Below are 23,888 nucleotides of genomic sequence, written 5' to 3' on the forward strand. Positions count from 1 at the left end.
AGCGGACCACTATCGGCGACGACGACGCGTCCCTGAGGGCTGGCCCAGCCCACCACCACCCCGACGAGTGAGTGTCATCCGGGCGTTACAGAACGGGTCTAGCGTGGAGGTCATGGAGGAGAAGCCCCACGTCGTCGTCCTGTTCGGGGCGACCGGCGACCTGGCCCGTCGCAAGCTGCTGCCGGGCCTGTTCCGGCTGCATCTCGCCGGCCTGCTGGTCGACGCCCGCATCGTCGGCACCTCGCTGGAGGAGGTCGACACCGAGCACTTCCAGAAGTTCGCGCGGGCGGCGTGCGAGGAGTTCGGCAAGGGCGCGCTCACCGAGGCCGCCTGGGCGGAGTTCGCCCCCACGTTGTCCTACGTCGCGCAGTCGGCGGGCCCCCACGCGCTGGCCGACGAGGTGCGCCGCGTCGAGGCCGAACTGCCCGGCGAGCTCGCCGACAAGCGGCGCCTGCACTACCTCAGCGTGCCCCCGAAGGCCGCTCTCGACGTCGTCCGGCAGCTCGACGAGGCCGGCCTGGTCGAGCGCAGCCGGATCATCATGGAGAAGCCGTTCGGCACCGACCTCGCCTCGGCGATCAAGCTCAACGGCGCCGTCCACGAGGTCTTCGACGAGTCGCAGGTCTTCCGAATCGACCACTTCCTGGGCAAGGAGGCGGCCCAGAACATCCTGGCGTTCCGCTTCGCCAACGGCCTCTTCGAGCCGATCTGGAACCGCAACTTCATCGACCACGTGCAGATCGACGTCCCCGAGACGCTCGGCCTCGAGGGCCGCACCGCCTTCTACGAGGCCACCGGCGCCTACCGCGACATGGTCGTCACCCACCTCATGCAGGTGCTGGCGTTCATGGCGATGGAGCCGCCGACGTCGCTGGCACCCGGGCCGATCGGCGACGAGAAGCTCAAGGTGTTCCGCTCCATGCGGCCCATCGAGCCGAGCAACGTCGTCCGCGGCCAGTACACCGGTTACCGCGGCAAGGAGGGGGTCTCCGACCACTCCGACACCGAGACGTTCGTGGCGCTGAAGGTGGAGATCGACAACTGGCGCTGGGCCGGCGTCCCGTTCTTCCTGCGCACCGGCAAGAAGATGGCCGAGGGCGCGCGCATCATCTCCATCGCGTTCAAGGAGCCGCCGCTGACGATGTTCCCGAAGGGGTCCAACGTCGGCACCCAGGGGCCCGACCACCTCACCTTCGACCTCGCTGACCAGTCGCGCATGTCGCTGTCGTTCTACGGCAAGCGGCCCGGCCCCGGCATGAAGCTCGACAAGCTCTCGATGCAGTTCGCCACCCACGACACCGCGGACGCCGGTTCGGTGCTCGAGGCCTACGAGCGGCTCATCCACGACGCCATGCGCGGCGACCACACCCTCTTCGTCTCCGCGGCCGGCATCGAGGCGCTGTGGGAGAAGTCGATGCCGCTGCTCGAGCACCCGTCGCCGGTGCGCAGCTACCAGCCCGGCTCGTGGGGCCCCAACGCCATCCACCAGCTCATCGCGCCGCACGCGTGGCGGCTGCCGTTCGAGCGGTCGTGGCGCGACCCGAACGTGATCGGGCAGTAGGTCGACGTCCGATAACCGGGGTCACTTCTCAGGGGAAACTGGCGCTTGTCGGCTGAAGTTTCCCCTGAGGAGTGCAGGAATCACCGGTGCACCGGTGAATCCTGCAGCCACTTCCCGCCGGTCAAGCCCCGATCCACAACCTAGGCGCCCGGCTCGGTGCGCGTGCCGTCGTCGCGGTACCGCACCGTGGTGAAGTCGATCTGCCGCTTGGTGTTGGCCATCGCCGTGATGACGACCGTGCCGAACGGGCCCTCGCGGTCGTAGACGGTGGTGGTGCCGACCACGATGCCGTCCTGCTCGAGCCGGTCGAGCACCTGCACGCCCATCGAGGGTCCGACCGGGTGCCGGGCGAGGGTCAGGGTGAGGTCGGCGTTGATGTGCCCGACACCGGCCTCGCCCCAGTTGGTGACCAGGTTGGCGGCATCGGCGACGCACGCGGCCCGCTGGAACGGCGAAGCCGGGACGCCCAGCACGACCGAGGGCATGGTGGTCCACTCCGCGTGCGGCCCGGCGTTCTGGTGGTCGCCGAAGCGCTGCGACCAGTCGGCGTCGCTGCGGAAGAACGGCACGTGCGGCATGTCGGTGACCGGCGCAAGCTCCAGGGGCGGCGGCACCGGCCGCTCCAGGGACGGCGTCCAGGTGGCCGCCGGCGGGTTCTCGCTCACGGCCAGCGCCAGTGCGCTCGCCCGGGCGACCGGCTCGCCGTCCTGGAGCAGGACGACGTCGACGAGCGCGAGACGGGCGCTCTGCCGCACCACCGTGGCGGTGGTCGTGACCGGCTGCATGCGCACCGGCCGGAACAGGTCGACGCTCCACTTCGCGATCCGCAGGTGCGCCGCGTCGAGCCCGTCGAGCGCCTGCTCGGCGGTCCGCGCCAGCGCACCGCTCACCGCGACGCCGTGCGCCTGCTCGGCGCTCCAACTGCTGGCGGCGAGGGGCAGCGGCACGAGGCGCTCCCCCGCGTCGGTCTCCTCGACGCGGAAGAAGGCGATCGAGGTCGGGTCGGGGAGGCTCACGTGCGGAGGCTAGCCGAGCGGGAGTTTCCGCGGTCAGCCGGGGAAACTCCCGCTTGTCAGGCAATGCTTGCTGTGCCACGAGGGAGTTCTCCCTGACCAGTCGCACGGCCCGGACGGCGGGACGAGGCGACCAGGGGATCCTTCAGGACGGATCGCCCGGCAGCGCGAGCACGAACCGCGCCCCGCCGTACGGCGATCGCTCGGCCCGCACGCTGCCGGAGTGCCGCTGCGCGACCTGGGCGACGATCGAGAGGCCGAGGCCCGAACCCGGCATCGAGCGCGACTCCTCCGAGCGCCAGAACCGCTCGAAGACGTGCGGCAGGTCGGCCTCGGCGATGCCGGGGCCCTCGTCGTCGACGGTGAGGACGCCGCGGACGAGCGTCACGTGCACCGTGCCGCCGGCCGGGCTCCACTTCACCGCGTTGTCGAGCACGTTGGTGTAGGCGCGTTCGATGGCCGACGGGTCGCCGATCGTCGTCCAGGGCTCGGCGGCGACCTCGATGAGGATGCCCGACCCGGCGCGACGGCGCACCCGGGTGACGGCGGCCTCGAGGACGTCGGCGAGCTCGACGCTCTCGATGACCTGGGCCAGCGGCTCGTCGCGCGCCAGCTCGACCAGGTCGCCGACCAGGGTAGTGAGCTCCTCGACCTGGCCGCGGACGTCGCCCAGCAGCTCGGCCCGCGCCCCCTCCGGCAGGACGACGCCGGACTGGTCGGCCTGGGCCAGCAGGTCGAGGTTGGTGCGCAGCGAGGTGAGCGGCGTGCGCAGCTCGTGGCCGGCATCGGCCACCAGGCGCCGTTCACGATCGCGGGAGGCGGCCAGCGAGAGCATCATCTGGTTGAAGGCGGCCGAGAGGCGGGCGATCTCGTCGCCCCCCTCGACCGGGATGGTGTCGAGCTCCTGGGTGCGCGAGATCTCCTCGGCCTTCGCGGTGAGCCGTCGTACCGGGCGCAGACCGCTGCGGGCGACGGCCCAGCCGGCGATGCCGGCCGCGATCATGCCCGCGAGGCCGAAGAGCAGGCTGACGATGCCGAGCTTCACCAGCACCCGCTCGGTCGGCTCCAGGGACTGGGCGACCACGACCGCCACGCCGGGGCGGGTGGCCGGCACGGCGGCGACGCGGTACGGCGTCCCGTCGACGGAGATGGTGCGCACGCTGGACGGCGCGTCGCCCCGGGCCACCGCCGCCTCCGGGGCGCCGAGGTCGAGCCGGCTGCCGCGGTTGAGCTGGATCGTGTAGGCGCCGCCGTTGCCGCTGACGGCCACGAGGGCGACCTTAGCGTCGGCTGCGCCCAGGGCCCAGGCGGGCAGGCCCCCGGTGACGCTGAACTGATCGAGGTAGGCCTCGAGCTCCTCGACATAGACGGGGGACGCCGCGGCCTGGGCGCGTTCGAGGAGGGTGTCGTCGAGGGTGGCCCGCAGCTGGTGGCGTGCGGTCAGGTAGGCGCCGGTGGCCACGAGCGTGACCGCGATGCCCACGGCGATGGTGGTCAGCAGGGTGACCCGGCTGGCGAGCGACCGCCGGTAGCGGAACCGGTGGTCGACCCGTGCGTCGAGGCTCATGTCTCCTTCAGCACGTACCCGACGCCGCGGACGGTGTGCAGCAGGCGGGACTCGCCCTCGGCCTCGGTCTTGCGGCGCAGGTAGCCGACGTAGACCTCGAGGGAGTTGGCCGTGGTCGGGAAGTCGTAGCCCCAGACCTCCTCGAGGATGAAGGAGCGCTCGAGCACGCGGCGCGGACGGCGCAGGAACATCTCCAGGAGCGTGAACTCGGTGCGGGTGAGCTCGATGAGGCGTTCGCCGCGGCGCACCTCGCGCGAGGCGAGGTCCATCGAGAGGTCGGCGAAGTGCAGCACCTCGGCGGCGTCGTCCTCGCTCGGGGTGGCGCGTCGCAGCAGCGCACGCAGCCGGGCGAGGAGCTCCTGGAGGGCGAAGGGCTTGGTGAGGTAGTCGTCGGCCCCGGCGTCGAGGCCCTCGACGCGGTCGCCGACGGCGTCGCGTGCGGTGAGCACGAGGATCGGGACGTCGTGCCCGGCCTTGCGCAGCGCCTTGGTGGTCTCGATGCCGTCGAGGCGCGGCATCATCACGTCCATCACGACGACGTCGGGGTGGGTGGTGCCGATGCCGGCGAGCGCCTCGGCGCCGTCGGCGGCGAGCGAGACGTCGTAGCCGTTGAACTCCAGCGAGCGGCGCAGCGACTCCCGGACGGCGCGGTCGTCGTCGACGACGAGCACGCGGGGGCGGGCCGGCGAGGTTCCTGTCACGGGCCCCATGATGCCGTCCGGGGCTGAACCGTGCCTGAGGCGCGCTCAGCCGGTGCTCAGCCGGCGTTCAGAGCGCACCCGGCGGGCTCACAGGTAGCGGACGGCGCAGTCGGCCGCGCGGGCGCCGTACCCGCCCCCGAAGAGGCAGGCGTGCACGAGCAGGGGATGGATCTGGTGCAGCGGCACGCGCTCCTCGAACCCAGGGGCCAGCGGGGCGGCCTCCTGGTAGGCGGCGAGCACCCGGGCGAGGTGCGGCAGCCCGAAGAGGGAGAGCATCGCGAGGTCGACCTCCCGGTGACCTCCGTGGGCGGCCGGGTCGATGACGTAGGTGCGGCCGTCGTGACCCCACAGCACGTTGCCGTTCCACAGGTCGCCGTGCACCCGCGCGGGCGGCTCCTCGGGGACGAGGTCGGGCAGCCTGGCCACGAGCCGCTCGATCACGACCTGCTGTCCCGCGGTGATCGCGCCGCGCTCGCGGGCCAGGCGCAGGTAGGGCAGCACGCGGCGCGCGGCGTAGAACTCCGCCCAGGTGGGCAGCGGCCGGTGGGGCAACGGCAGGCTGGCGATGAACCCGTCGTGGTCCCAGCCGAAGCCCGGCGCACCCGCGGCGTGGGTGGCGGCCAGCTCGCGGCCGAACGCCGCGGCGGCATCGGTGGTCGGCCGGCCCGGCTCGATCCAGCGCAGGATGACGCAGTCCTCGGCCGCACCGAGCAGCTCGGGGACGGCGACGCCGCCGGCCGCGGTGGCCTCGGCCAGCCAGCGCAGCCCGGTGGCCTCGGACTCGAAGAAGCCGGACGGCGCGTGCGGCCGGGTCTTCATCAGCGCCACCAGGCCGGTGGCGGTGCGGATGCGGGTGGCGGTGGCGACGTCGCCGCCGGCCACCGGGGCCGTCGCGGCCACCGCCACCCCGAGGAGCTCCTCGGCACGGCGGGCCACGATCGGCTGGCGGGTCATCGGAAGGGCAGCTCCCGCTGGAGCGCAGCGACGATCGCGACCGACGTCCGCTCGATCATCGCCAGCACCTCCTCGAAGCCGTCACTGCCACCGTAGTACGGGTCGGGGACGTCGCCTCGCCCGAGCGGGTCGTGGTCGCGGAAGAGATGCAGCCGGGCGGGATCGACGGCGAGGCCGGCGTCGCGGGCCAGCTGCTGCAGGTCGCGCAGGTTCGCGGCGTCCATCGCGAGCACGAGGTCGAACTCCTCGAACAGGCCGAGCCGCACCTGCTGGGCGCGGTGGGTGGTGGGGTCGAGGTCGGCGGCGGCGAGGGTGGCGGCGGCACGCGGGTCCATCGGCTCCCCGACGTGCCAGTGGCCGGTGCCGGCGCTCACGACCCGGACGACGCCGGCGAGCCCGGCGTCGTCGACCCGCGCGGTGAGGACGACGTCGGCCATCGGCGAGCGGCAGATGTTGCCCAGGCAGACCAGGGCGATGCCGTAGCGGCCGGGGTTCAGCGCGGCGGGGAGCGGCGGGGGGGACGGCGTGCCGGTCATCGGCGCGGGGATCAGTCGTCGTCGCCGACGAACCCGTCGACGATCCAGGTGGTGATCGTGATGATGATGGCGCCGGCGACGGCGGGCCAGAAGCCGGTGACCTTGAAGCCGAGGTCGAGCTGGCCGGCGATCCAGCCGGTGAGGCCGAGCATCGCGGCGTTGATGACGAGCAGGAACAGCCCCAGCGTCAGGATGATGAAGGGGATCGAGAGCACGGTCAGCACCGGCTTCACGAACGAGGTGACGACGCCGAGGATCGCCGCGACGATGAGCAGGGGCAGCAGCTTGTGCTGGATCTCGTCCATGCCGTGACGCGGGCCGGTGAAGCGGATGCCGTCGACCAGCCAGGCGGCCACCGCGAGGGAGACGGCGGTGGTGGCGAGCCGGGTGAGGATGCGGTCCATCCCCCGATCGTGCCCTACCGGGCTGTGCCGGCGCTGGCGGCCTCCTCGGCGCGCAGATCGAGCGCGGCGAGGATCGCCTCCTCGGCGTCGGCGAGGTGGCGCACGAGGAAGGCCTGGGCGCCGGGGACGTCGTCGGCCTCCAGCAGGGCCAGGAGCTCGGCGTGGGTGTCGGCCTGGTCGTGGGCGTTGCGGCGGATGCGCTCGACCTGGGCGAGCGCGAGCCGCAGCTCGCGGACGAGGCTCTCCTGGGCGGCGACCAGGCGCGGGCTGCCGGTGAGCTCGACCAGGGAGACGTGGAAGGCGAGGTGGCGCTCGTTGAGCTCGCGGTAACCGGCCCCGGCGCGCACGGCTCCGGTGTAGGCGGCCAGCGTGGTGCGCACCCGCTCGCGGGCGGCGGCCTCGGCCTGCGGCCAGTGCCGCACGCCGGCGTCCTCGAGCACGAGGCGCGCCCGGCACAGGTCGCGCACGGAGTCGGGGTCGGGGCTGGCGACGCTCACCCCGCGGTGGGGTTCGCGCACGGCGAGACCCTCGGTGACGAGCAGGGCCAGCGCCTCGCGCACGGTCGGCCGGGAGACGCCGAGGGAGGAGGCGAGGGCGACCTCGCGCAGCGGGGTGCCCGATTCGAGCTCGCCGTCGAAGACCGCGCGGCGCAGTTCGTCGGCGACGCGGTCGACGGTCGAGGAGTGGTCGACGGTGAGGCCCGCGTACAGCGGCGGGTCGACGCGCGGGTCGTCCTGCGTCGAGGTGCGCGAAGCGGTCACGGGCCCTACGATAGCGATGTAAGATTGTCCGACAATCTGACATTCCGGTCGATGGACGCGCGATCCGCGTCCCGCCGACCGGCTGCGGACCGCCGCACCGACGACGAACCGACGACGCACCGACCACCAACCGACGATGAAGGGGAGCCACGTTGAACGAGAGCCTGGCCTGGGGCCGCCACTACGCGATGGTCGAGCCGACCCACTTCCGCGTCGAGTACGTCATCAACCCCTTCATGGACCCCGCCCTCCAGCCCGACCCCCAGCTGGCGATGCTCCAGTGGCACACGCTCCAGCGCACCCTCGAGAGCCTCGGGGCGCAGGTCGAGGTGCTGCCGCAGCGGGCCGACTCCCCCGACATGGTCTATGCGATGAACCTCGGCCTGGCCGTCGTCGACCCCGGGGCCGAGCAGCCGCAGCGCATGGTGATGTCGCACATGCGGTTCGCCCAGCGTCGGGCCGAGACCCTCACCGCCCAGCCCTTCTTCGCCGAGCGCGGCTGGCGCACCACCAGCGTCGGCCGCGACGGCGTCGGCCCGCACCTCGAGGCCGGCGACGCCTTCGCCTGGGGTGATGCCCTGCTCGTCGGCTACGGCCCGCGCACCGAGGAGCTCGCGCTCAAGCACCTCGCCACCGACCTCGGCGTCCGGGTGCGGGGTCTGCGCATCGTGCACCCCGGCATGTACCACCTCGACCTCGCCTTCTGCCCCCTCGACGAGCGCCGGGCGATGATCTGCCCCACCGCGCTGGACGGCGCGTCGGCCGAGGCGCTGATCGACCTGGTGCCCGAGCCGATCGTGCTCACCGAGGAGGAGGCGCTGGGCACCTTCTGCGCCAACTCCGTCGTCGTCCCCCGCGAGGGCGCGCCCGACGTCGTCGTCATGCCCGACTGCCCCGACCGCGTGCGCGAGCAGCTGGAGGCATGGGGCTTCGAGATCGCGCTCGTCGACGTCGGGGAGTTCCACAAGGGCGGCGGCTCGATCCGGTGCCTGACCAACCCGCTCGACGTCACGCTGGGCCGCGACCTGCCCCGCGTGCCGGGCGGGGAGGTCGTCCTCCCGCGCTGAACCTGGATGCGCCATCTCGCCCGGCTACCCTCGGCCCGGTGTTCCCGGTAGGCGGCGTCGGCGTCATGCTGCTCGGCGCCCTCCTCGGCGCGGTGGTCTGCGGCGCCCTGGCCGCGGCGCTGCGCCGTCCGCTCGGCGGCGCGCTCGCCGGCACCCTCGCGGCCCTGCTCTGGAGCCTGGTGGTGGTCGGTCTGGTGACGCTGATCCCCGCCGACGGGGCGCCCGGCATCGTCTCGGCCGAGGGCCGGCTGACGACCTGCTCGTGGGACATCGGCGGGCCCGCGCCGGAGGGCTTCTGGATCTTCGGCAGCGGCCAGCGGCTGCTCAACACCGTGCTGTTCGTGCCCTCCGGCGTGCTCATCACGCTGCTCGGCGGCGCGGTCGGACGGCGCTGGCCGCGCACCCGCCCGCTCGTGCCGGCCTGGACCGTGCTCGGCCTCGTGCTGCTCGCCGCCGCCTCCACCGGCATCGAGTACACGCAGCTCGAGCTGGCCCGGCTCGACCGGGCCTGCGACGTCACCGACATCGTCGACAACACCACCGGCGCGGTCATCGGCGTCCTGCTCGGGAGTCTCGTCGTCGGGACGGCGACCTTGCTCGGACGGCGCGGCGGACGACGTCCCCGTGCCAGGCTGGACGCGTGAGCGTCCCCTCTCCGCAGCCCCGCTCGGTCGTCGAGCAGATCCCGGTCTACGTGCCCGGACGGCCGCCCACCCCGCGGCCCGGGCTGACGACCTACAAGCTGTCGTCGAACGAGAACCCGTTCCCGCCGCTGCCCGGCGTGATCGAGGCCGCCCACGCGGCGGTCGACCTCGCCAACCGCTACCCCGACATGGGCAACACCCGGCTCTACGAGGGCCTGGCCGCCCGGCTCGGCGTCCCGGCCGACCACCTCGCCGCGGGCACCGGCTCGGTCGCACTGATCTACCACCTGCTCCAGGCCTTCTGCGACCCCGGCGACGAGGTGGTGCACGCGTGGCGCAGCTTCGAGGCCTACCCGATCGCGATCGCCTCGGTCGGCGCGGTCTCGGTGCCGGTGCCGCTCGACGAGCAGTGGCGCCACGACCTCGACGCGATGGCCGCCGCGATCACCGACCGCACCCGCATCGTGCTGCTGTGCACGCCCAACAACCCGACCGGCCCGGCGCTGACCCAGACCGAGCTTGACGCGTTCCTCGACCGCGTGCCCTCGCACATCGTGGTGGTCGTCGACGAGGCCTATCTGGAGTTCGTGCGGCTCGACGACGCCGTCGACGGGGTGGCCACCTACCGCGGCCGCTCCAACGTCGTCCTGTTCCGCACCTTCTCCAAGGCCTACGGTCTGGCCGCCTTCCGGGTGGGCTACGCCGTGGCGCCCGCGCCGATCGCCGCCGCGCTGCGCGCGGTCTCGCTGCCGTTCGGGGTCTCGACGGTCGCCCAGGCCGCGGCGCTGGCCTCCCTCGACGCCCACGACGAGCTGATGCGCCGCGTCGACCACCTCGTCGCCGAGCGCGACCGCGTCACCGCGGCGCTGCGCGACCAGGGGTGGAGCATCCCCGACGCCCAGGGCAACTTCGTGTGGTTCGGCGTCGGCGAGCGCACGGCGTCCTTCGCGGCGGCCTGCGAGGACGCCGGCATCGTGGTGCGCCCCTACGGCACCGACGGTGCCCGCGTCTCGATCGGCGAGCCGGAGGGCAACGACCGGCTGATCGAGGTCGCGGGCAGCTTCGGCTTGTAACGCGGGGTTACACACCACTAGGCACCCCTTGTAAGGGTCGGGTAGAGGTGCGTAACCCCGCGTTACAAGCTCGGCGGCCCCACGGCTTTACCGTTCCGCAACACGCGACGGGCAGGCTGTCACCATGTCGATCAAGGTCGCGCTGGAGCACCGGACCAGCTACACGTTCGCCCGGCCGGTCTCCGTCGCCCCCCACGTGGTGCGGTTGCGCCCCGCCCCGCACTGCCGGACGCCGATCGAGGCGTACTCGCTGCACATCGAGCCGAAGAACCACTTCCTGAACTGGCAGCAGGACCCGTTCGGCAACTGGCTGGCGCGCCTGGTCTTCCCCGAGCGCACCGACCGGCTCGAGATCACCGTCGGGCTGGTGGCCGACATGATGGTGATCAACCCCTTCGACTTCTTCATCGAGGAGTACGCCGAGCGGTTCCCCTTCGCCTATGAGGAGACCCTCGCCGCCGATCTCGCGCCCTACCTGCGCCCGGTCGAGGACGCCGAGGAGGTCGAGCGGTGGCGCGAGAAGCTGCCGCCGCTGCCGGCCGACGGCGTCCCGACGGTGCAGTTCCTCGCCGAGCTCAACGCCGCCGTGCACCGCGACGTCGCCTACAGCGTGCGCATGGAGCCGGGCGTGCAGTCCCCCGACGAGACCCTGCGGCTGGCCATCGGGTCGTGCCGCGACTCCGCGTGGCTGCTCGTCGCGCTGCTGCGCCAGTACGGCCTGGCGGCCCGCTTCGTCTCCGGTTACCTCGTGCAGCTGGCCGCCGACCAGGAGGCGCTCGACGGCCCGAGCGGCCCGACCGCCGACTTCACCGACCTGCACGCCTGGACCGAGGTCTACATCCCGGGCGCCGGCTGGGTCGGCATGGACCCGACCTCGAGCCTGTTCGCCGGCGAGGGCCACATCCCGCTCTCCGCGACCCCGCACCCCTCCAGCGCCGCGCCGATCGAGGGCGCCACCGAGCCGGTCGAGGTGACCTTCGACTTCCACAACGAGGTGCGGCGCATCCACGAGGACCCGCGCGTCACCAAGCCCTACAGCGACGACCAGTGGGCACGCATCGACGCGCTCGGCGAGGCCGTCGACGCCCGCCTCACGAAAGGCGACGTGCGGCTCACGATGGGTGGCGAGCCGACGTTCGTCTCCCTCGACGACGCCAGCGGCGCGGAGTGGAACACCGACGCCGACGGCCCCGCCAAGCGCGCTCTCGCCAGCGACCTCGCGGAGCGGCTGCGCGCCGTGTACGCCGAGGGCGGGCTGGTGCACCGCGGCCAGGGCAAGTGGTATCCGGGCGAGCCGCTCCCGCGCTGGAACATCGCGCTGCAGTGGCGCACGGACGGCGTCCCGCTGTGGCGCGAGCCCGGCCTGCTGGCCGACCCGTGGACGACGCCGGAGGAGCCCGCCACCGACGCCGACGCCCACACACTCGCCACCACCTTCACCGCGCTGCTCGGTCTGCCCGAGCGCCAGCTCCAGGCCGCCTTCGAGGACCCGCTCGCCCGGCTGGCCGCCGAGGTGCGGCGTCCCGACGGCCCCGCGCCGGCCGCCGAGGACGACGCCGCGATCGACGCCGACGCCCTGGCCCGGCTCGACGCCGCCGTCGACGAGCCGACCGGATGGGTGCTGCCGCTGACGACCGGCGAGACCGGCTGGACCTCGCCGGCCTGGCGGTTCCGCCGCGGCCGGCTCGTGCTGCTGCCCGGCACCAGCGCGGTGGGTCTGCGCCTGCCGCTGGACTCCATCGCCTGGGTCGACCCCGAGCCGACCGGCGAGCCCTCCTACCTCGAGGCCGGCGAGCCGTTGCCGCACGACCCCGATCTGCCCGAGGTGACGGTGGTCGACCCCGTCGGCGCGGCCACCACCGCACTCGCCTTCGAGACCCGCGACGGGCACGTGCACGTGTTCCTGCCGCCCACCGACCGGCTCGAGGACTACTCGACGCTGGTCGGGGCGATCGAGCGGGCGGCGTCCGCCACCGGCACGCCGGTGGTCATCGAGGGCTACGGCCCGCCGCCCGACGCGCGGCTCACCTCGCTCACCGTCACGCCCGACCCCGGCGTCATCGAGGTCAACGTGCAGCCGACCCGCTCGTGGGCCGAGCAGCGCGACCTCACCGTCACCCTCTACGAGCAGGCCCGCCAGGCCCGGCTGACCACCGAGAAGTTCGACCTCGACGGCCTGCACACCGGCACCGGCGGCGGCAACCACCTCACCCTCGGCGGCCACCAGCCGGCCGACAGCCCGCTGCTGCGGCGTCCCGACCTGCTGGCCAGCCTGGTGACCTACTGGCAGCGGCACCCGAGCCTGTCCTACCTGTTCTCCGGGCGCTTCATCGGCCCCACCAGCCAGGCACCGCGGTTCGACGAGGGCCGGCCCGAGGCGGTCTACGAGATGGAGATCGCGCTCGCCGAGATCGCCCGCATCACCGCCGAGCTCGCCGCGCACGGCGAGGAGCCGCGGCCGTGGCTGGTCGACCGGGCGCTGCGGCACCTGCTCACCGACCTCACCGGCAACACCCACCGCGCCGAGTTCTGCATCGACAAGCTCTACAGCCCCGACTCCAGCCGCGGCCGCCTCGGCCTGCTCGAGCTGCGCGGCTTCGAGATGCCCCCGCACGCCCAGATGGCGCTCGTCCAGGCGCTGCTCGTGCGCAGCCTCGTGGCGATGTTCTGGGAGCGGCCGCTCACGGCGCCGCTCGTGCGCTGGGGCACCGCCCTGCACGAGGACTTCCTGCTGCCCGTCGGCGCCGTCCGCGACCTGCACGAGGTGACCGCCGACCTGCGCGCCGCCGGCATCGCCTTCGAGGACGCCTGGCTCGACCCGTTCGTGGAGTTCCGGTTCCCGCGGATCGGCCTGACCCGGCTGCCGCGGCGTCCCGGCGCGGACGCCGCCGAGGAGGCAGTCACCGGCGTCGGCGCGGTCTCGGCGATCGAGCTCGAGCTGCGCTCGGCCATCGAGCCGTGGCACGTGCTCGGCGAGGAGGCCACGGCCGGCGGCACGGCCCGCTACGTCGACTCCTCGGTCGAGCGGCTCCAGGTGCTGGTTCGTGGGATCGACCCCCATCGGCACCTGGTGACGTGTCAGGGTGTGCCGGTGCCCCTGACCGAGACCGGCCGACCCGGCGAGTTCTACGCCGGCGTCCGCTACCGCGCGTGGCAGCCGTGGTCGGCCCTGCACCCCTCGATCGCCGTGCACGCGCCGCTGCACGTCGACGTCGTCGACACCCTCGCCGAGGCCAGCCTCGGCGGCGCCACCTACCACGTCGTCCACCCCGGCGGCCGGGCGTATGCGACCCCGCCGATCAACGCCAACGAGGCCGAGGCGCGCCGCCACAGCCGCTTCGAGCCGCGCGGCCACACGGCCGGACGCATCGACGTCGGCGCCCTGCGCGAGGCGGCCCGCCGGGCCGCGGCACCCGAGTACCCGCACCTCCTCGACCTGCGACGCGTGCCGTCGCAGCCGCCGCGCGTGTGAGGCGCCCGCGACCGTGACCGTGCTGCGTGACTACGCCACCGCCCTGGCCCAACCGGCGCTCGCCGGCGACGGCCCGCGCGGCGAGCGGTACGACGAGGTCGTCGCCCCCGACGGCTCGCTGCGCACGCCCTGGAAGGGGCTCGCGGAGCTGGCCGTCGGACTCACCGGCGCCGACCTCGACCGCGTCGACGGCGACATCTCGCGCTTCCTCGACGACGACGGCGTCACCTACGCGCGGCCCGGCACCGGCGGCTCGGGCTCGGAAGCCTGGCACCTGGACGCCGTCCCGCTGATCGTCGACGCCGCCACCTGGGCGCCGCTGGAGGTGGGGCTCGCCCAGCGCACCGAGCTGCTCAACGCCGTCCTGGTCGACCTCTACGGGGAGCAGAAGCTGCTGGCGGAGGGCATCGTGCCGGCCGCCGCCGTGCTCGGGCATCCGGGCTTCGTGCGGATCATGGCGCGCGCCTCGGCCGGCGATCCGCGCCCCCTCGTCTTCGCCGCCGCCGACCTCGGCCGCGACGCCGCCGGGGAGTGGCGGGTGCTGGGCGACCGTGCGCAGGCGCCGTCCGGCATCGGCTACGCGATGGAGAACCGCCGCGTCATCTCCCGGGTGCTGCCCGAGCTCTACCGCGAGGCCGGTCTGCACCGCATGGAGCCGTACTTCTGGGCGATGCGCTCGGCGCTGCTGCAGTCGGCCAACGGCGACCTCGCCGACCCGCGCGTCGTGGTGCTCAGCCCCGGCACGCACTCCGAGACCGCCTACGACCAGGCGTTCGTCGCCTCCACCCTCGGCTTCCCGCTCGTGCAGGGCAGCGACCTCGTGGTGCGCGACGGCTGGGTGTACATGCGGGTGCCGGGTCGCCTCGAGCGCGTCGACGTCATCCTGCGGCGCGTCGACGCCGCGTGGAGCGACCCGCTGGAGCTGCGCGGCGAGAGCCAGCTCGGCGTCCCGGGTCTGGCCGAGGCCGTACGTCGCGGGCGCGTGCGGGTGGTCAACGGCCTCGGCGCCGGCGTCCTGGAGAACCCCGCGCTGCTGCCCTACCTGCCCGCAGCGTGCGAGCGCCTGCTCGGCGAGCCGCTGCGCCTGGAGTCGGCGCCCACGTGGTGGTGCGGCGACCGGGGCGGGCTGGAGACCGTGCTCGACCGCGTCGGCGAGGTGACGATCCGCCCCATCGACGGCCCTGCCGACGCGCTGGCCGAGCTGACCCGCGAGCAGGTGATCGAGCGCGTGCTGGCCGCGCCGCACCGCTACGTCGGCCAGGAGCGCCTGCCGCTGAGCCAGGTGCCGACCTGGCAGCGACGCGGACGCCGCGGCGGCGAGATGCGCCCGCGGCCGATCACGCTGCGCACCTTCACCCTGCGCTACGGCTCCTCCTACCGCCCGCTGGTCGGCGGCCTCGCCGCCGTGCACGAGGAGACCGGCGTCGGCCGCTCCATCGCCAGCAAGGACGTGTGGGTGCTCAAGTCGGGGCCGGGGGACGCCGACCAGGGCCTCGCCGAGGTGATGTCGCTGACCAGCGTGCGGTCGGTGGCGGTCACGGTGCCGCGCATCCTCGAGGACATGTACTGGTCGGGCCGCTACGCCGAGCGCGCCGAGGACCTCCTGCGGCTGATCATCGCCACCCACACCGTCGCCGAGGACTACAAGACCCGGCCCGGCACCACGGGTGCGGTGAGCCTCGGCGTCCTCATGGCGGCGATCGGGCGGCTGGCCGGACACCGTTTCGACGACGTCGACGAGGAGTTCCGCTCGCTGCTGCTCGACGCCGAGCGGTCCGGCAGCGTGGCCCATGCGCTCACCGGTCTGTGGGATGCCCTCGCCGGGGTCCGCGACCAGCTCTCCTCGGACATCTGGCGGGTCTTCGGCGCCACCGACCGGGCCGCCGAGGCCCTGCGCACCAACCCGCACAGCCACCAGATCGCGGAGTCCGCGGGCCGCGCGCTGACCGGCATCCTCTCGCTGCAGGGCGTGACGGCGTCGATGATGCGCGACCCCGGCTGGCAGATGATCGGGGCCGGGCGATCGCTCGAGCGGGCGCTCCAGCTGTGCCACCTGCTGCGGGCCACCATCACCGAGCGTCGCGGTCTCGACGTCGACCGCACCGTGCTCACCTGCGTGCTCCAGTCCTCGGAGTCGGCCGTCACCCACCGACGCCGCTACCGGGGCTACGTGCGGCCCGCGAGCGTCTTCGAACTGCTCATCCTCGACATCGACAACCCGCGCTCGCTCGCGTTCTCGTTGCAGGAGGTGCGCGACCGGCTGGCCGCGATGCCGTCGTCCACCGGCTCCTCGCGACCCGAGCGGCTCGTCGCCGACCTCATCGAGGAGGTCGCCGCCCAGGACATCGCCGCACTCGTGGCCATCGGCGGCGTCGGCCGCCCGAACCTCGAGGCGTTCCTCGACCGGTTCGTCGTCCAGCTGGGCCGGCTCTCCGACGCCATCGCCGAGGTGCACTTCGCCTCCGGGCCGCCGCCGCGGCTGCTGGGCCAGCTCGTCGGGCAGCTCGCCGCCCAGGTGCCGCTGGTGCAGGAGGGGCCCTGATGCGCTACCGGGTCTCCCACCGCACCACCTACGCCTACGACGAGGACGTCACCGACTCCTACGGCATCGCCTACCTGCGCCCCCGCGAGCTGCCGTGGCAGCGCGTCGACGCCTACGAGCTGAGCATCGACCCGGTGCCGCAGGACCGCAGCGACGACGTCGACTACTACGGCAACACCACCACCTACTTCCAGATCACCGAGGCGCACACCGAGCTCGACATCGAGTCGGTCAGCGACGTCGAGGTGAGCGTGCCGGTCTACGACCCCGACGCGCTCGCCGTCCCGTGGGAGCGGGCGCGGCCGCTGCTCACCGACGTGCCCGGCGCGTGGGCGGTCACCGATCTCGCGCTGCCCTCGCCGCAGGTCGACCAGGTGGTCGGCGCGCGGGAGTACGCGGCGTCGTCCCTGCTGCGCGGGCGGCCCATCGGCGACGCCGTCACCGACCTCATGCACCGCATCCACGCGGAGTTCGAGTACGACAAGACCGCCACCACGGTCACCTCGACGGTCGAGGACATCCTCGACAAGCGGGCCGGGGTGTGCCAGGACTTCGCGCACCTCACCCTCGCCTGCCTGCGCAGCCACGGGCTCGCCGCCCGCTACGTCAGCGGCTACCTGGCCACCGAGCCGCCGCCGGGCAAGGAGCGCATCGTCGGCGCCGACGCCTCGCACGCCTGGGTGGCGGTGTGGCTGCCCGGACCCGACCCGACCGGACCGGACGCCGGCCAGTGGCTCGCCGTCGACCCGACGAACGACCAATGGGCCGGCGACCGCTACGTGACGGTGGCCTGGGGCCGCGACTACGGCGACGTCCCGCCGGTCAAGGGCGTCATCTTCACCGAGGCCAAGCGGTCGACGATGACGGTGGCGGTGGACGTCGCGCCGGTGGGGTGAGGCGACTCTGGCGGCCGGTCGCGGAGGGATTGGTCAGGTGAGTCTGTCGGTTGGCGTACGAAACTTCAGCTGACCGACGACAGAGTCACCGGGCGCCCGGTGACTCAGACGACCGGCCGGGACCCCCGACCCACCCCGGCGAGCCTCCGGCCTCCTGACCCCGCGGACGACGCGGGGCTAGGGTCGCGGGCATGGACTTCGCCCCCTCCCCCCGCGCGGCCGATCTCGCTGCCCGCGTGGCAGCGTTCATGGCGGCCGAGATCGATCCGGTCGAGCCGGCCTACCACGCCGAGCTGGCCCGGCGCCGCGAGGCGGCGGGCGATCCGACGGTGCCGAGTCCGTGGGAGCCGCAGCCGATCCTCGAGGAGTTGAAGGCCAAGGCCCGCGCCCAGGGCCTGTGGAACCTCTTCCTGCCCGCCGAGCACGCCGGGGAGTACGCCGTCCGCTTCGGCACCGACGGCGGCGAGGGCCTGACGAACGTCGACTACGCGCCGCTGGCCGAGATCATGGGCCGCTCGGCGATCGCGCCGCTCGTCTTCAACTGCAACGCCCCCGACACCGGCAACATGGAGGTGCTGCTGCGCTACGGCACCGCCGAGCAGCGCGCCACCTGGCTCGAGCCGCTGCTCGAGGGCCGCATCCGTTCGGCGTTCGGCATGACCGAGCCGGGCGTGGCCTCCTCCGACGCCACCACGATGGAGGCCACCGCGGTCGTCGACGGCGACGAGGTGGTCATCAACGGTCGCAAGTGGTGGTCGACCGGCGTCGGACACCCCGATTGCGCGGTGTTCGTGTTCATGGGGCTGCGCGACACCCCCGAGCGACTGGCCGCCGACGACACGATCGACCGTCACCACCGGCACACGATGGTGCTCGTGCCGCGCGACGCCGCCGGCGTGAAGGTCGAGCGGCTGCTGCCCGTCATGGGCCTCTACGACGAGCCGCTGGGCCACGGCGAGGTGAGCTTCACCGACGTCCGGGTGCCGGTCACCAACATCCTCTCCGGCCCCGGCGAGGCGTTCTCGATCGCGCAGGGACGCCTCGGCCCCGGCCGGGTGCACCACTGCATGCGGCTCATCGGCCTCGCCGAGCTGGCCTTGGAGCTGGCCTGTCGTCGCAGCCTCGAGCGGGTCGCCTTCGGCAAGCCGATCGCCAACCTCGGCGGCAACCGCGAACGCATCGCCGAGGCCCGCATCGCCATCGATTCCGCCCGCCTGCTGGTGCTCAACGCCGCCTGGAAACTCGACGTCGGCGGACCGTTCAACGCGCTCTCGGAGGTCTCCCAGATCAAGGTCGCCGTGCCCCGCATGGCCCAGGACGTCATCGACATGGCGATGCAGCTGCACGGCGGCGGCGGCCTGTCGGAGGACTTCCCGCTCGCCGCCGCGTGGACCGGCGCCCGTGCCCTGCGCCTGGCCGACGGGCCCGACGAGGTGCACCGCGGCGTCGTCGCCCGCCTCGAGCTCGGCAAGTACGGAGCGAGGCGATGACGGGGCTTCGGTGGTCCGAAAGTTTCAGCGGGTACCCGCTGGAACTTTCGGTTCGCGTGCGAAGCTTCGGACCTCCGCCGAAAGATTCGGCGGGTACCCGCCGAATCTTTCGCCCGGCGCCAGCGGAGGTGACGCGATGAGCAGGGTTCTCATCACGGGAGCGGCGTCCGGCCTGGGTGCGGCGCTGGCCGAGGCCCTCACCGCGCGCGGGGACGACGTCCTGCGCACCGACGTGAGCTACCTGGAGGCCGGCGAGCGCGAGCTGCGCCTCGACATCACCTCCGAGGCCGACTGGGCGCTCGCCCACGAGTGGGTGCTCGAGACGTGGGGCGGCCTCGACGTGCTGATCAACAACGCCGGCGTGGCCGGCGGCGGCCGCCTCGACGTGGCCGAGGTCGAGGAGTGGCAGTGGATCCTCGACATCAACCTCCTCGGCGCGGTGCGTGGCATGCGCACCTTCGTGCCGATGATGAAGGCCCAGGGCGAGGGTCGCATCGTCAACGTCGCCTCGCTGGCGGGCCTGGTGCACCCGGCGGGCATGGCGTCCTACAACGCGGTGAAGGCCGCGGTCGTCGCGCTCACCGAGACCGCCGGCCACGAGCTGGCGAGTCACGGCATCACCGCGCACGTCGTGTGCCCGTCGTACTTCCGCACCAACCTGATGAGCTCGCTGCGCGGTGCCGACACCGCACTCGGGGCGGTCATGACCCATCTCGTGGACGCCGCCCCGCTGAGCGCCGAGGAGATGGCCGACGCCGTCCTCGCAGGGCTCGACGCGGGCGAGGAGCTGATCGTCCCCGACGACGCCGCCCGCGCGGCGTACCGGCTGAAGCTGGACGACCGCGCCGCCTACGACGCCGTCATGCGCGCCCAGGCCCGCAAGCTGGAGGCCCGCGCATGAGCATCGACCTCAACCCGGCGGGGCGACTGCGCGAGGAGGACGCCTTCGACACCGAGGCCCTGACCCGGTGGCTGGTCGCCACCGAGGGTGACGCGGGGGTGGTGATCGACGAGGTGCGCCAGTTCCGCGGCGGCGCCAGCAACCTCACCTACCTGCTGCGCACCACCACCGGCGACGGCGCCGCACGCGAGCTGATCCTGCGCCGTCCCCCGGCGGGCCGGAAGGCGGCGGGTGCCCACGACATGGGCCGCGAGTTCCGCATCCAGGCGGCGCTCGCGCCGGTGTTCGCCCAGGTGGCGCCGATGGTCGGGCACTGCACCGACGAGGGCGTCATCGGCTCGGAGTTCTACGTGATGGAGAAGGTGCCCGGCCTGATCCTGCGCTCGGAGTTCCCCGCCGAGATCGGCCTGGTCGACGCCGACGCCGCGGCCGCGCTGTGCCAGAGGGCGCTCGACACGCTGGTGGCACTGCACTCGGTCGAGGTCGCGAGCGTGCCCGACCTGGCCGCGCTCGCCCGCGGCTGGGGGTACGTCGAGCGTCAGGTGACAGGGTGGATCACCCGGCTCGACCAGGCCCGCACCGACGACACCGGCGACTGGTCCGACGTCCTGGACTGGATCCGTGCCCACCAGCCGGACGACGTCGCGCAGGTGCTGGTGCACAACGACTTCCGCTTCGACAACCTCGTGCTCGACGAGCAACTGGAGGTGCGGGCGGTGCTCGACTGGGAGATGGCCACGGTCGGCGACCCGCTCATGGACCTCTCCTCGACGATCGCCTACTGGGTCGAGGCCGACGACGACGAGCTGTTCCAGCTCTTCCGGCGCCAGCCGACCAACGCGCCGGGCATGTGGACCCGTGCCGAGCTCATCGACCGCTACGCGGCCGCGACCGGCCGCACCGTCTCGGCGCAGCACGCGCTGTTCCTCGAGGTCTTCGGCCTCTTCCGGCTCGCGGTGATCGCCCAGCAGATCTGGTACCGCTACGTGCATCGGCAGACCACCAACGAGTCCTACGCGATCATGGGCCAGGTCGTCGGCTACCTCGAGCAGCGCTGCCGCGGGCTCATCCGGGCCTGAGGCCCGGCCACCGTCCACCCCACCATCCGCATCGACCCAGGAGGGCCGACCCATCGGCAGTGTGCTGCTCGTCCGGCACGGTCAGGCGTCCTTCGGCGCCGACGACTACGACGTCCTCTCCCCCGCAGGTTGGGAGCAGGGCCGCATCCTGGGCCGCTACCTGGCCGCCCGCGGCGTGCGTCCGACGACGCTCGTGCGCGGCGGGCTGCGCCGCCATCGCGAGACGCTGGAGGCGATCTGCGAGACGGCGGGGTGGACCCAGCCGGCCGTCGAGGACCCGCGCTGGGACGAGTTCGACCACCTCGCCGTCGTCGCCGCGCACCCGGAGTTCGCGGCGTCCGACGACCTCGACCGGCGCGGCTTCCAGGCGATCTTCGAGGCCGCGACGGCGGCGTGGATCGCCGGCACCCTGACCGGACACGAGACGTTCGCCGCGTTCGGCGAGCGGGCGCGCGCTGCGCTGGCGGACGCCGCCGCGTCGGCGGGTCCGGGCGCCGAGGTCGTGGTGGTGACCTCCGGCGGCGTCATCGCCGCGGTGGCGGCCGCGCTGCTCGAGACGGAGCTGCCGCCCGGCGACCCGGCGATCGGGCGGTTGTGGAACCGGTTCAACACCGTCTGCGTGAACACCGGCATGACCCGCGTGGTCGTCGGGCGCACCGGGGCCCGCCTGCTGACGTTCAACGAGCACGCCCACCTCGAGGGCGAGCACCTCACCTATCGTTGAGGTTGCGCACCGTCAGATGAGCCGCTTCACCACCGGCAGCGGCGCGTGCTTCATCACCATCGACAGCGGTGCCCACGGCAACGCCGGCACGCAGGCCGAGGGCACCTCCTTCTCGATGGCCTGCACCATCGCGCGCACACCCTTCTCGGTCGAGGCCATGAGCGGCGTCGACTGCTCGACCTTCTCGTTCATCTCCGAGGCGATGTAGCCCGGGTAGAGCACGGTCACCTTCACCGTGCGCCCGAGCTCGGTGCCGTAGAGCTCGGTGCGCAGACCCTCGGCGAGGTGGGCGACGCCGGCCTTGGTGGCGGCGTAGGTGGTCAACGACTTCGGCATGCCGCGCATCGCCGACATGGAGGAGACCATCACCAGGTGGCCGGCCCGCTGCTCGCGGAAGACCTCCATCGCGGCCTCGGTCTGGGCCAGGGCGGCGACGAAGTTGGTCATCGCGGTCTGCCGGTTGGCGTCGTAGCGTCCGGTGCCCAGCGCGGCGCCCTTGCCCAGACCGGCGTTCACGATCACCCGGTCGAGGCGCCCGAGGTCGTCACGGAACCCGCGGACGGTGGCGAAGACCGCCTCGTCGTCGGTGACGTCGAGCGGACGCACCGCCACCCGGACGCCGTGGGCGGCCACGATCTCCTCGCGCAGCTCCTCGAGCCGCTCGGTGCGGCGCGCGCACAGGGCGAGGTCGTCGCCGAGGGCGGCGAACTGACGCGCCATCTCGGCGCCCAGGCCCGAGGAGGCGCCGGTGATGAGGACGGTGCGGGAGCGACGGGTCACGGCGGGCAGCCTACGCACCCCCGGTGGTCCGGACCGGCGGCATCCGGCCCCCATCCGGATGACCATCGGCGACGAACACATGCCGCCTGGGGGTGTACACAGGTTCTGCATACCTGGTATACGGTCTGCACCCATACTCGGTATGGCGGTCGCCACATCCGCCTGCGCCGACCACCCTCCCGCCCCACCCGAATCCCCACCCAATCCCACGCCGAATCCCACCCCACGCACACCCCGACCCGCCCCGGAGGCCCCATGTCCGTCAAGCACGCGCTCCTCGCGCTGCTCGAGGACGGGCCGCGCCACGGCTACCAGCTGCGCACCGAGTTCCAGCAGCGCACCGGCGGCACCTGGCCGCTCAACGTCGGGCAGGTCTACACCACGCTCGCGCGCCTCGAGCGCGACGGCCTGGTCGCCAGCAGCGATCCCGACGACTCCGGGCACGTGCGCTACCAGGTCACGGCGAGCGGACGCCGCGAGGTCGCGGCCTGGTTCGGCGCTCCCGTGTGCCGACGCCAACGGCCCCGCGACGAGTTCGCCATCAAGCTCGCCCTCGCCGTCACCACCCCGGGGGTCGACGTCACCGACCTCCTCGAGCAGCAGCGGGCGGCCACGACCGCCGTCCTCGAGGAGTGCCTGGCGCTCAAGCACGAGGAGCGCGCCCAGCATCCCGACGACGCCGACGACCTCGCCCGCAGCCTCCTGCTCGACGCCGGCGCCTTCGAGGCCGAGGCCGAGCTGCGCTGGCTCGACCACTGCGAATCCCGACTGCGCCGCGCCGCGATCGGCCTGACCGTGTGCCGCGACGACGAGACCGAGGCCTCCACGAACGACCTGCGAGGGGTGATCTGATGAGCACGCTGTGCCGCGAATCCGAGACGCGTCCCTCCGCCGTCGTCCGCACCCGGCGGGTGCTCGCGGAGGTCGCGCTCATCGGCGTCCTCTACGTCGCCTACTCCTGCTCGCGGCTCCTGGCCTCCGACGCCCTCGCGCCGGCCCTCGACCGCGCCGCCGAGCTCGTGCGCGTCGAGCGGCTGCTCGGCCTGCACTGGGAGATCGCGCTCAACCAGCTGTTCGCCGAGGTCAAGGTGCTCGGTCTGCTCGCCAGCTACTGGTACGCCACCGCGCACTACATCGTCACCGCGATCGCCCTCGTGTGGCTCTACCGCGTCGGGCACCACGCCTACGTGCCGGCCCGGCGCGCCCTGGTCGCCGCCACGCTCATCGGTCTCGGGGTCTACCTGACGGTGCCGACGGCGCCCCCGCGGTTCGTGTCCGGCTACATCGACGTCCTCAAGCTCAACGCCGCCGACGGCTGGTGGGGCGGCGACGCCTCGGCCCCCAAGGGGCTGGGCGGGCTCACCAACCAGCTGGCCGCCTTCCCGTCCCTGCACGCCGGCTGGGCGCTGTGGGTGGCGATCGTCGTCAACCGGTACGCCGTGCACCGCACGACCCGCGTGCTCGGCTGGGCGCACGCCGTCGTCACCGCCGTGGTGATCGTCGGCACCGGCAACCACTGGGTCATCGACGCCGTCTTCGGCTGGCTGGTCGTGCTGGCCGGATTCCTCATCGCCGACGGCCTCTCCGCGTCGCGCACCATCACCGGGCGCCCACGCAGTTCCTCCTGACACCAGGCTCGGAGACCGGTCTCCCTTCGGCCCCGCGCACCCCTCGCCGGACGCCGTCCGGCACGTCGAGCGCGGGTCACGGAAGGGTATCCCCG

21 protein-coding genes are annotated in these 23,888 nt (G+C 73.2%); 13 read left to right on the plus strand and 8 right to left on the minus strand.

The genetic code is table 11. The features are described 5' to 3' along the window. Nucleotides 1-112: 112 nt before the first annotated feature. A complete protein-coding gene (gene zwf, locus ABD671_RS15445; RefSeq protein WP_344734319.1) occupies nt 113-1,561 on the plus strand; it encodes a glucose-6-phosphate dehydrogenase in 1,449 nt (482 codons plus the stop codon). 140 nt (nt 1,562-1,701) lie between these two features. On the opposite strand, the gene ABD671_RS15450 is transcribed toward zwf, so the two are convergent. The 7 genes from ABD671_RS15450 to ABD671_RS15480 form a co-directional block, all read right to left on the minus strand. After that, nucleotides 1,702-2,577, minus strand: a complete 876-nt coding sequence (locus tag ABD671_RS15450) for an acyl-CoA thioesterase domain-containing protein (protein WP_344734320.1) — start codon at nt 2,575-2,577, stop codon at nt 1,702-1,704. 142 nt (nt 2,578-2,719) lie between these two features. Next, nucleotides 2,720-4,141 (minus strand): ATP-binding protein, encoded by a 1,422-nt coding sequence (locus ABD671_RS15455; protein WP_344734321.1) that lies wholly within the window; start codon nt 4,139-4,141, stop codon nt 2,720-2,722. Then, a complete protein-coding gene (locus ABD671_RS15460) occupies nt 4,138-4,842 on the minus strand; it encodes a response regulator transcription factor (protein WP_344734322.1) in 705 nt (234 codons plus the stop codon). The genes ABD671_RS15455 and ABD671_RS15460 overlap by 4 nt, the downstream gene beginning before the upstream one ends. A gap of 87 nt (nt 4,843-4,929) precedes the next feature. Then, nucleotides 4,930-5,796: a fructosamine kinase family protein gene (locus tag ABD671_RS15465; RefSeq protein ID WP_344734323.1), complete on the minus strand. Its 867-nt coding sequence runs from the start codon at nt 5,794-5,796 to the stop codon at nt 4,930-4,932. Further along, nucleotides 5,793-6,332 carry a low molecular weight protein-tyrosine-phosphatase gene (locus tag ABD671_RS15470; RefSeq protein ID WP_344734324.1) on the minus strand — a complete coding sequence of 180 codons (540 nt, stop codon included), beginning with the start codon at nt 6,330-6,332 and terminating at the stop codon, nt 5,793-5,795. The genes ABD671_RS15465 and ABD671_RS15470 overlap by 4 nt, the downstream gene beginning before the upstream one ends. Before the next feature lie 11 nt (nt 6,333-6,343). Next, nucleotides 6,344-6,736, minus strand: coding sequence for a phage holin family protein (locus ABD671_RS15475; RefSeq protein ID WP_344734326.1), 393 nt, complete (start codon nt 6,734-6,736; stop codon nt 6,344-6,346). Nucleotides 6,737-6,750: 14 nt separating this feature from the next. Next, complete coding sequence (locus tag ABD671_RS15480; protein ID WP_344734327.1) at nt 6,751-7,497, minus strand: GntR family transcriptional regulator; 747 nt, start codon at nt 7,495-7,497, stop codon at nt 6,751-6,753. A 152-nt stretch (nt 7,498-7,649) separates the two neighbouring features. Between ABD671_RS15480 and ABD671_RS15485 the strand changes: the two genes are divergently transcribed. From ABD671_RS15485 to ABD671_RS15530, 10 genes are all read left to right on the plus strand, one after another. Next, entirely contained in the window at nt 7,650-8,564 is a 915-nt protein-coding gene (locus ABD671_RS15485; RefSeq protein ID WP_344734328.1) for a dimethylarginine dimethylaminohydrolase family protein, read from the plus strand. Between the two features lie 38 nt (nt 8,565-8,602). Then, entirely contained in the window at nt 8,603-9,208 is a 606-nt protein-coding gene (locus tag ABD671_RS15490; protein ID WP_344734329.1) for a VanZ family protein, read from the plus strand. Beyond that, nucleotides 9,205-10,281: a histidinol-phosphate transaminase gene (gene hisC, locus ABD671_RS15495; protein WP_344734330.1), complete on the plus strand. Its 1,077-nt coding sequence runs from the start codon at nt 9,205-9,207 to the stop codon at nt 10,279-10,281. Before ABD671_RS15490 ends, hisC begins: the two co-directional genes overlap by 4 nt. Before the next feature lie 124 nt (nt 10,282-10,405). After that, nucleotides 10,406-13,753, plus strand: a complete 3,348-nt coding sequence (locus ABD671_RS15500) for a transglutaminase family protein (protein WP_344734331.1) — start codon at nt 10,406-10,408, stop codon at nt 13,751-13,753. A gap of 13 nt (nt 13,754-13,766) precedes the next feature. Beyond that, nucleotides 13,767-16,295 carry a circularly permuted type 2 ATP-grasp protein gene (locus tag ABD671_RS15505; RefSeq protein ID WP_344734332.1) on the plus strand — a complete coding sequence of 843 codons (2,529 nt, stop codon included), beginning with the start codon at nt 13,767-13,769 and terminating at the stop codon, nt 16,293-16,295. Continuing rightward, nucleotides 16,295-17,191: a transglutaminase family protein gene (locus ABD671_RS15510; RefSeq protein ID WP_344734333.1), complete on the plus strand. Its 897-nt coding sequence runs from the start codon at nt 16,295-16,297 to the stop codon at nt 17,189-17,191. Before ABD671_RS15505 ends, ABD671_RS15510 begins: the two co-directional genes overlap by 1 nt. 191 nt (nt 17,192-17,382) lie before the next feature. Continuing rightward, nucleotides 17,383-18,681 carry an acyl-CoA dehydrogenase family protein gene (locus ABD671_RS15515; protein ID WP_344734334.1) on the plus strand — a complete coding sequence of 433 codons (1,299 nt, stop codon included), beginning with the start codon at nt 17,383-17,385 and terminating at the stop codon, nt 18,679-18,681. A 136-nt stretch (nt 18,682-18,817) separates the two neighbouring features. After that, entirely contained in the window at nt 18,818-19,582 is a 765-nt protein-coding gene (locus ABD671_RS15520) for an SDR family NAD(P)-dependent oxidoreductase (protein WP_344734335.1), read from the plus strand. Beyond that, a complete protein-coding gene (locus ABD671_RS15525) occupies nt 19,579-20,661 on the plus strand; it encodes a phosphotransferase family protein (protein WP_344734336.1) in 1,083 nt (360 codons plus the stop codon). The genes ABD671_RS15520 and ABD671_RS15525 overlap by 4 nt, the downstream gene beginning before the upstream one ends. Nucleotides 20,662-20,722: 61 nt before the next feature. Continuing rightward, on the plus strand, nt 20,723-21,385 hold the full coding sequence (locus ABD671_RS15530; protein ID WP_344734337.1) for a histidine phosphatase family protein: 663 nt from the start codon (nt 20,723-20,725) through the stop codon (nt 21,383-21,385). A 12-nt stretch (nt 21,386-21,397) separates the two neighbouring features. Here the strand turns inward: ABD671_RS15530 and ABD671_RS15535 are convergent, their stop codons facing one another. Beyond that, nucleotides 21,398-22,165 carry an SDR family oxidoreductase gene (locus ABD671_RS15535; RefSeq protein WP_344734338.1) on the minus strand — a complete coding sequence of 256 codons (768 nt, stop codon included), beginning with the start codon at nt 22,163-22,165 and terminating at the stop codon, nt 21,398-21,400. A gap of 255 nt (nt 22,166-22,420) precedes the next feature. On the opposite strand from ABD671_RS15535, the gene ABD671_RS15540 reads away from it, so the two are divergent. Both ABD671_RS15540 and ABD671_RS15545 read left to right on the plus strand, forming a co-directional pair. Further along, the gene (locus ABD671_RS15540; RefSeq protein WP_344734339.1) at nt 22,421-23,017 is read left to right on the plus strand and encodes a PadR family transcriptional regulator; all 597 of its coding nucleotides are present in this window, start codon (nt 22,421-22,423) and stop codon (nt 23,015-23,017) included. Next, nucleotides 23,017-23,793, plus strand: a complete 777-nt coding sequence (locus ABD671_RS15545) for a phosphatase PAP2 family protein (RefSeq protein ID WP_344734340.1) — start codon at nt 23,017-23,019, stop codon at nt 23,791-23,793. The genes ABD671_RS15540 and ABD671_RS15545 overlap by 1 nt, the downstream gene beginning before the upstream one ends. Nucleotides 23,794-23,888 lie beyond the last annotated feature (95 nt).

Origin of the sequence: Nocardioides fonticola (genome assembly GCF_039536805.1) — a bacterium.
GTDB lineage: Bacteria > Actinomycetota > Actinomycetes > Propionibacteriales > Nocardioidaceae > Nocardioides > Nocardioides fonticola.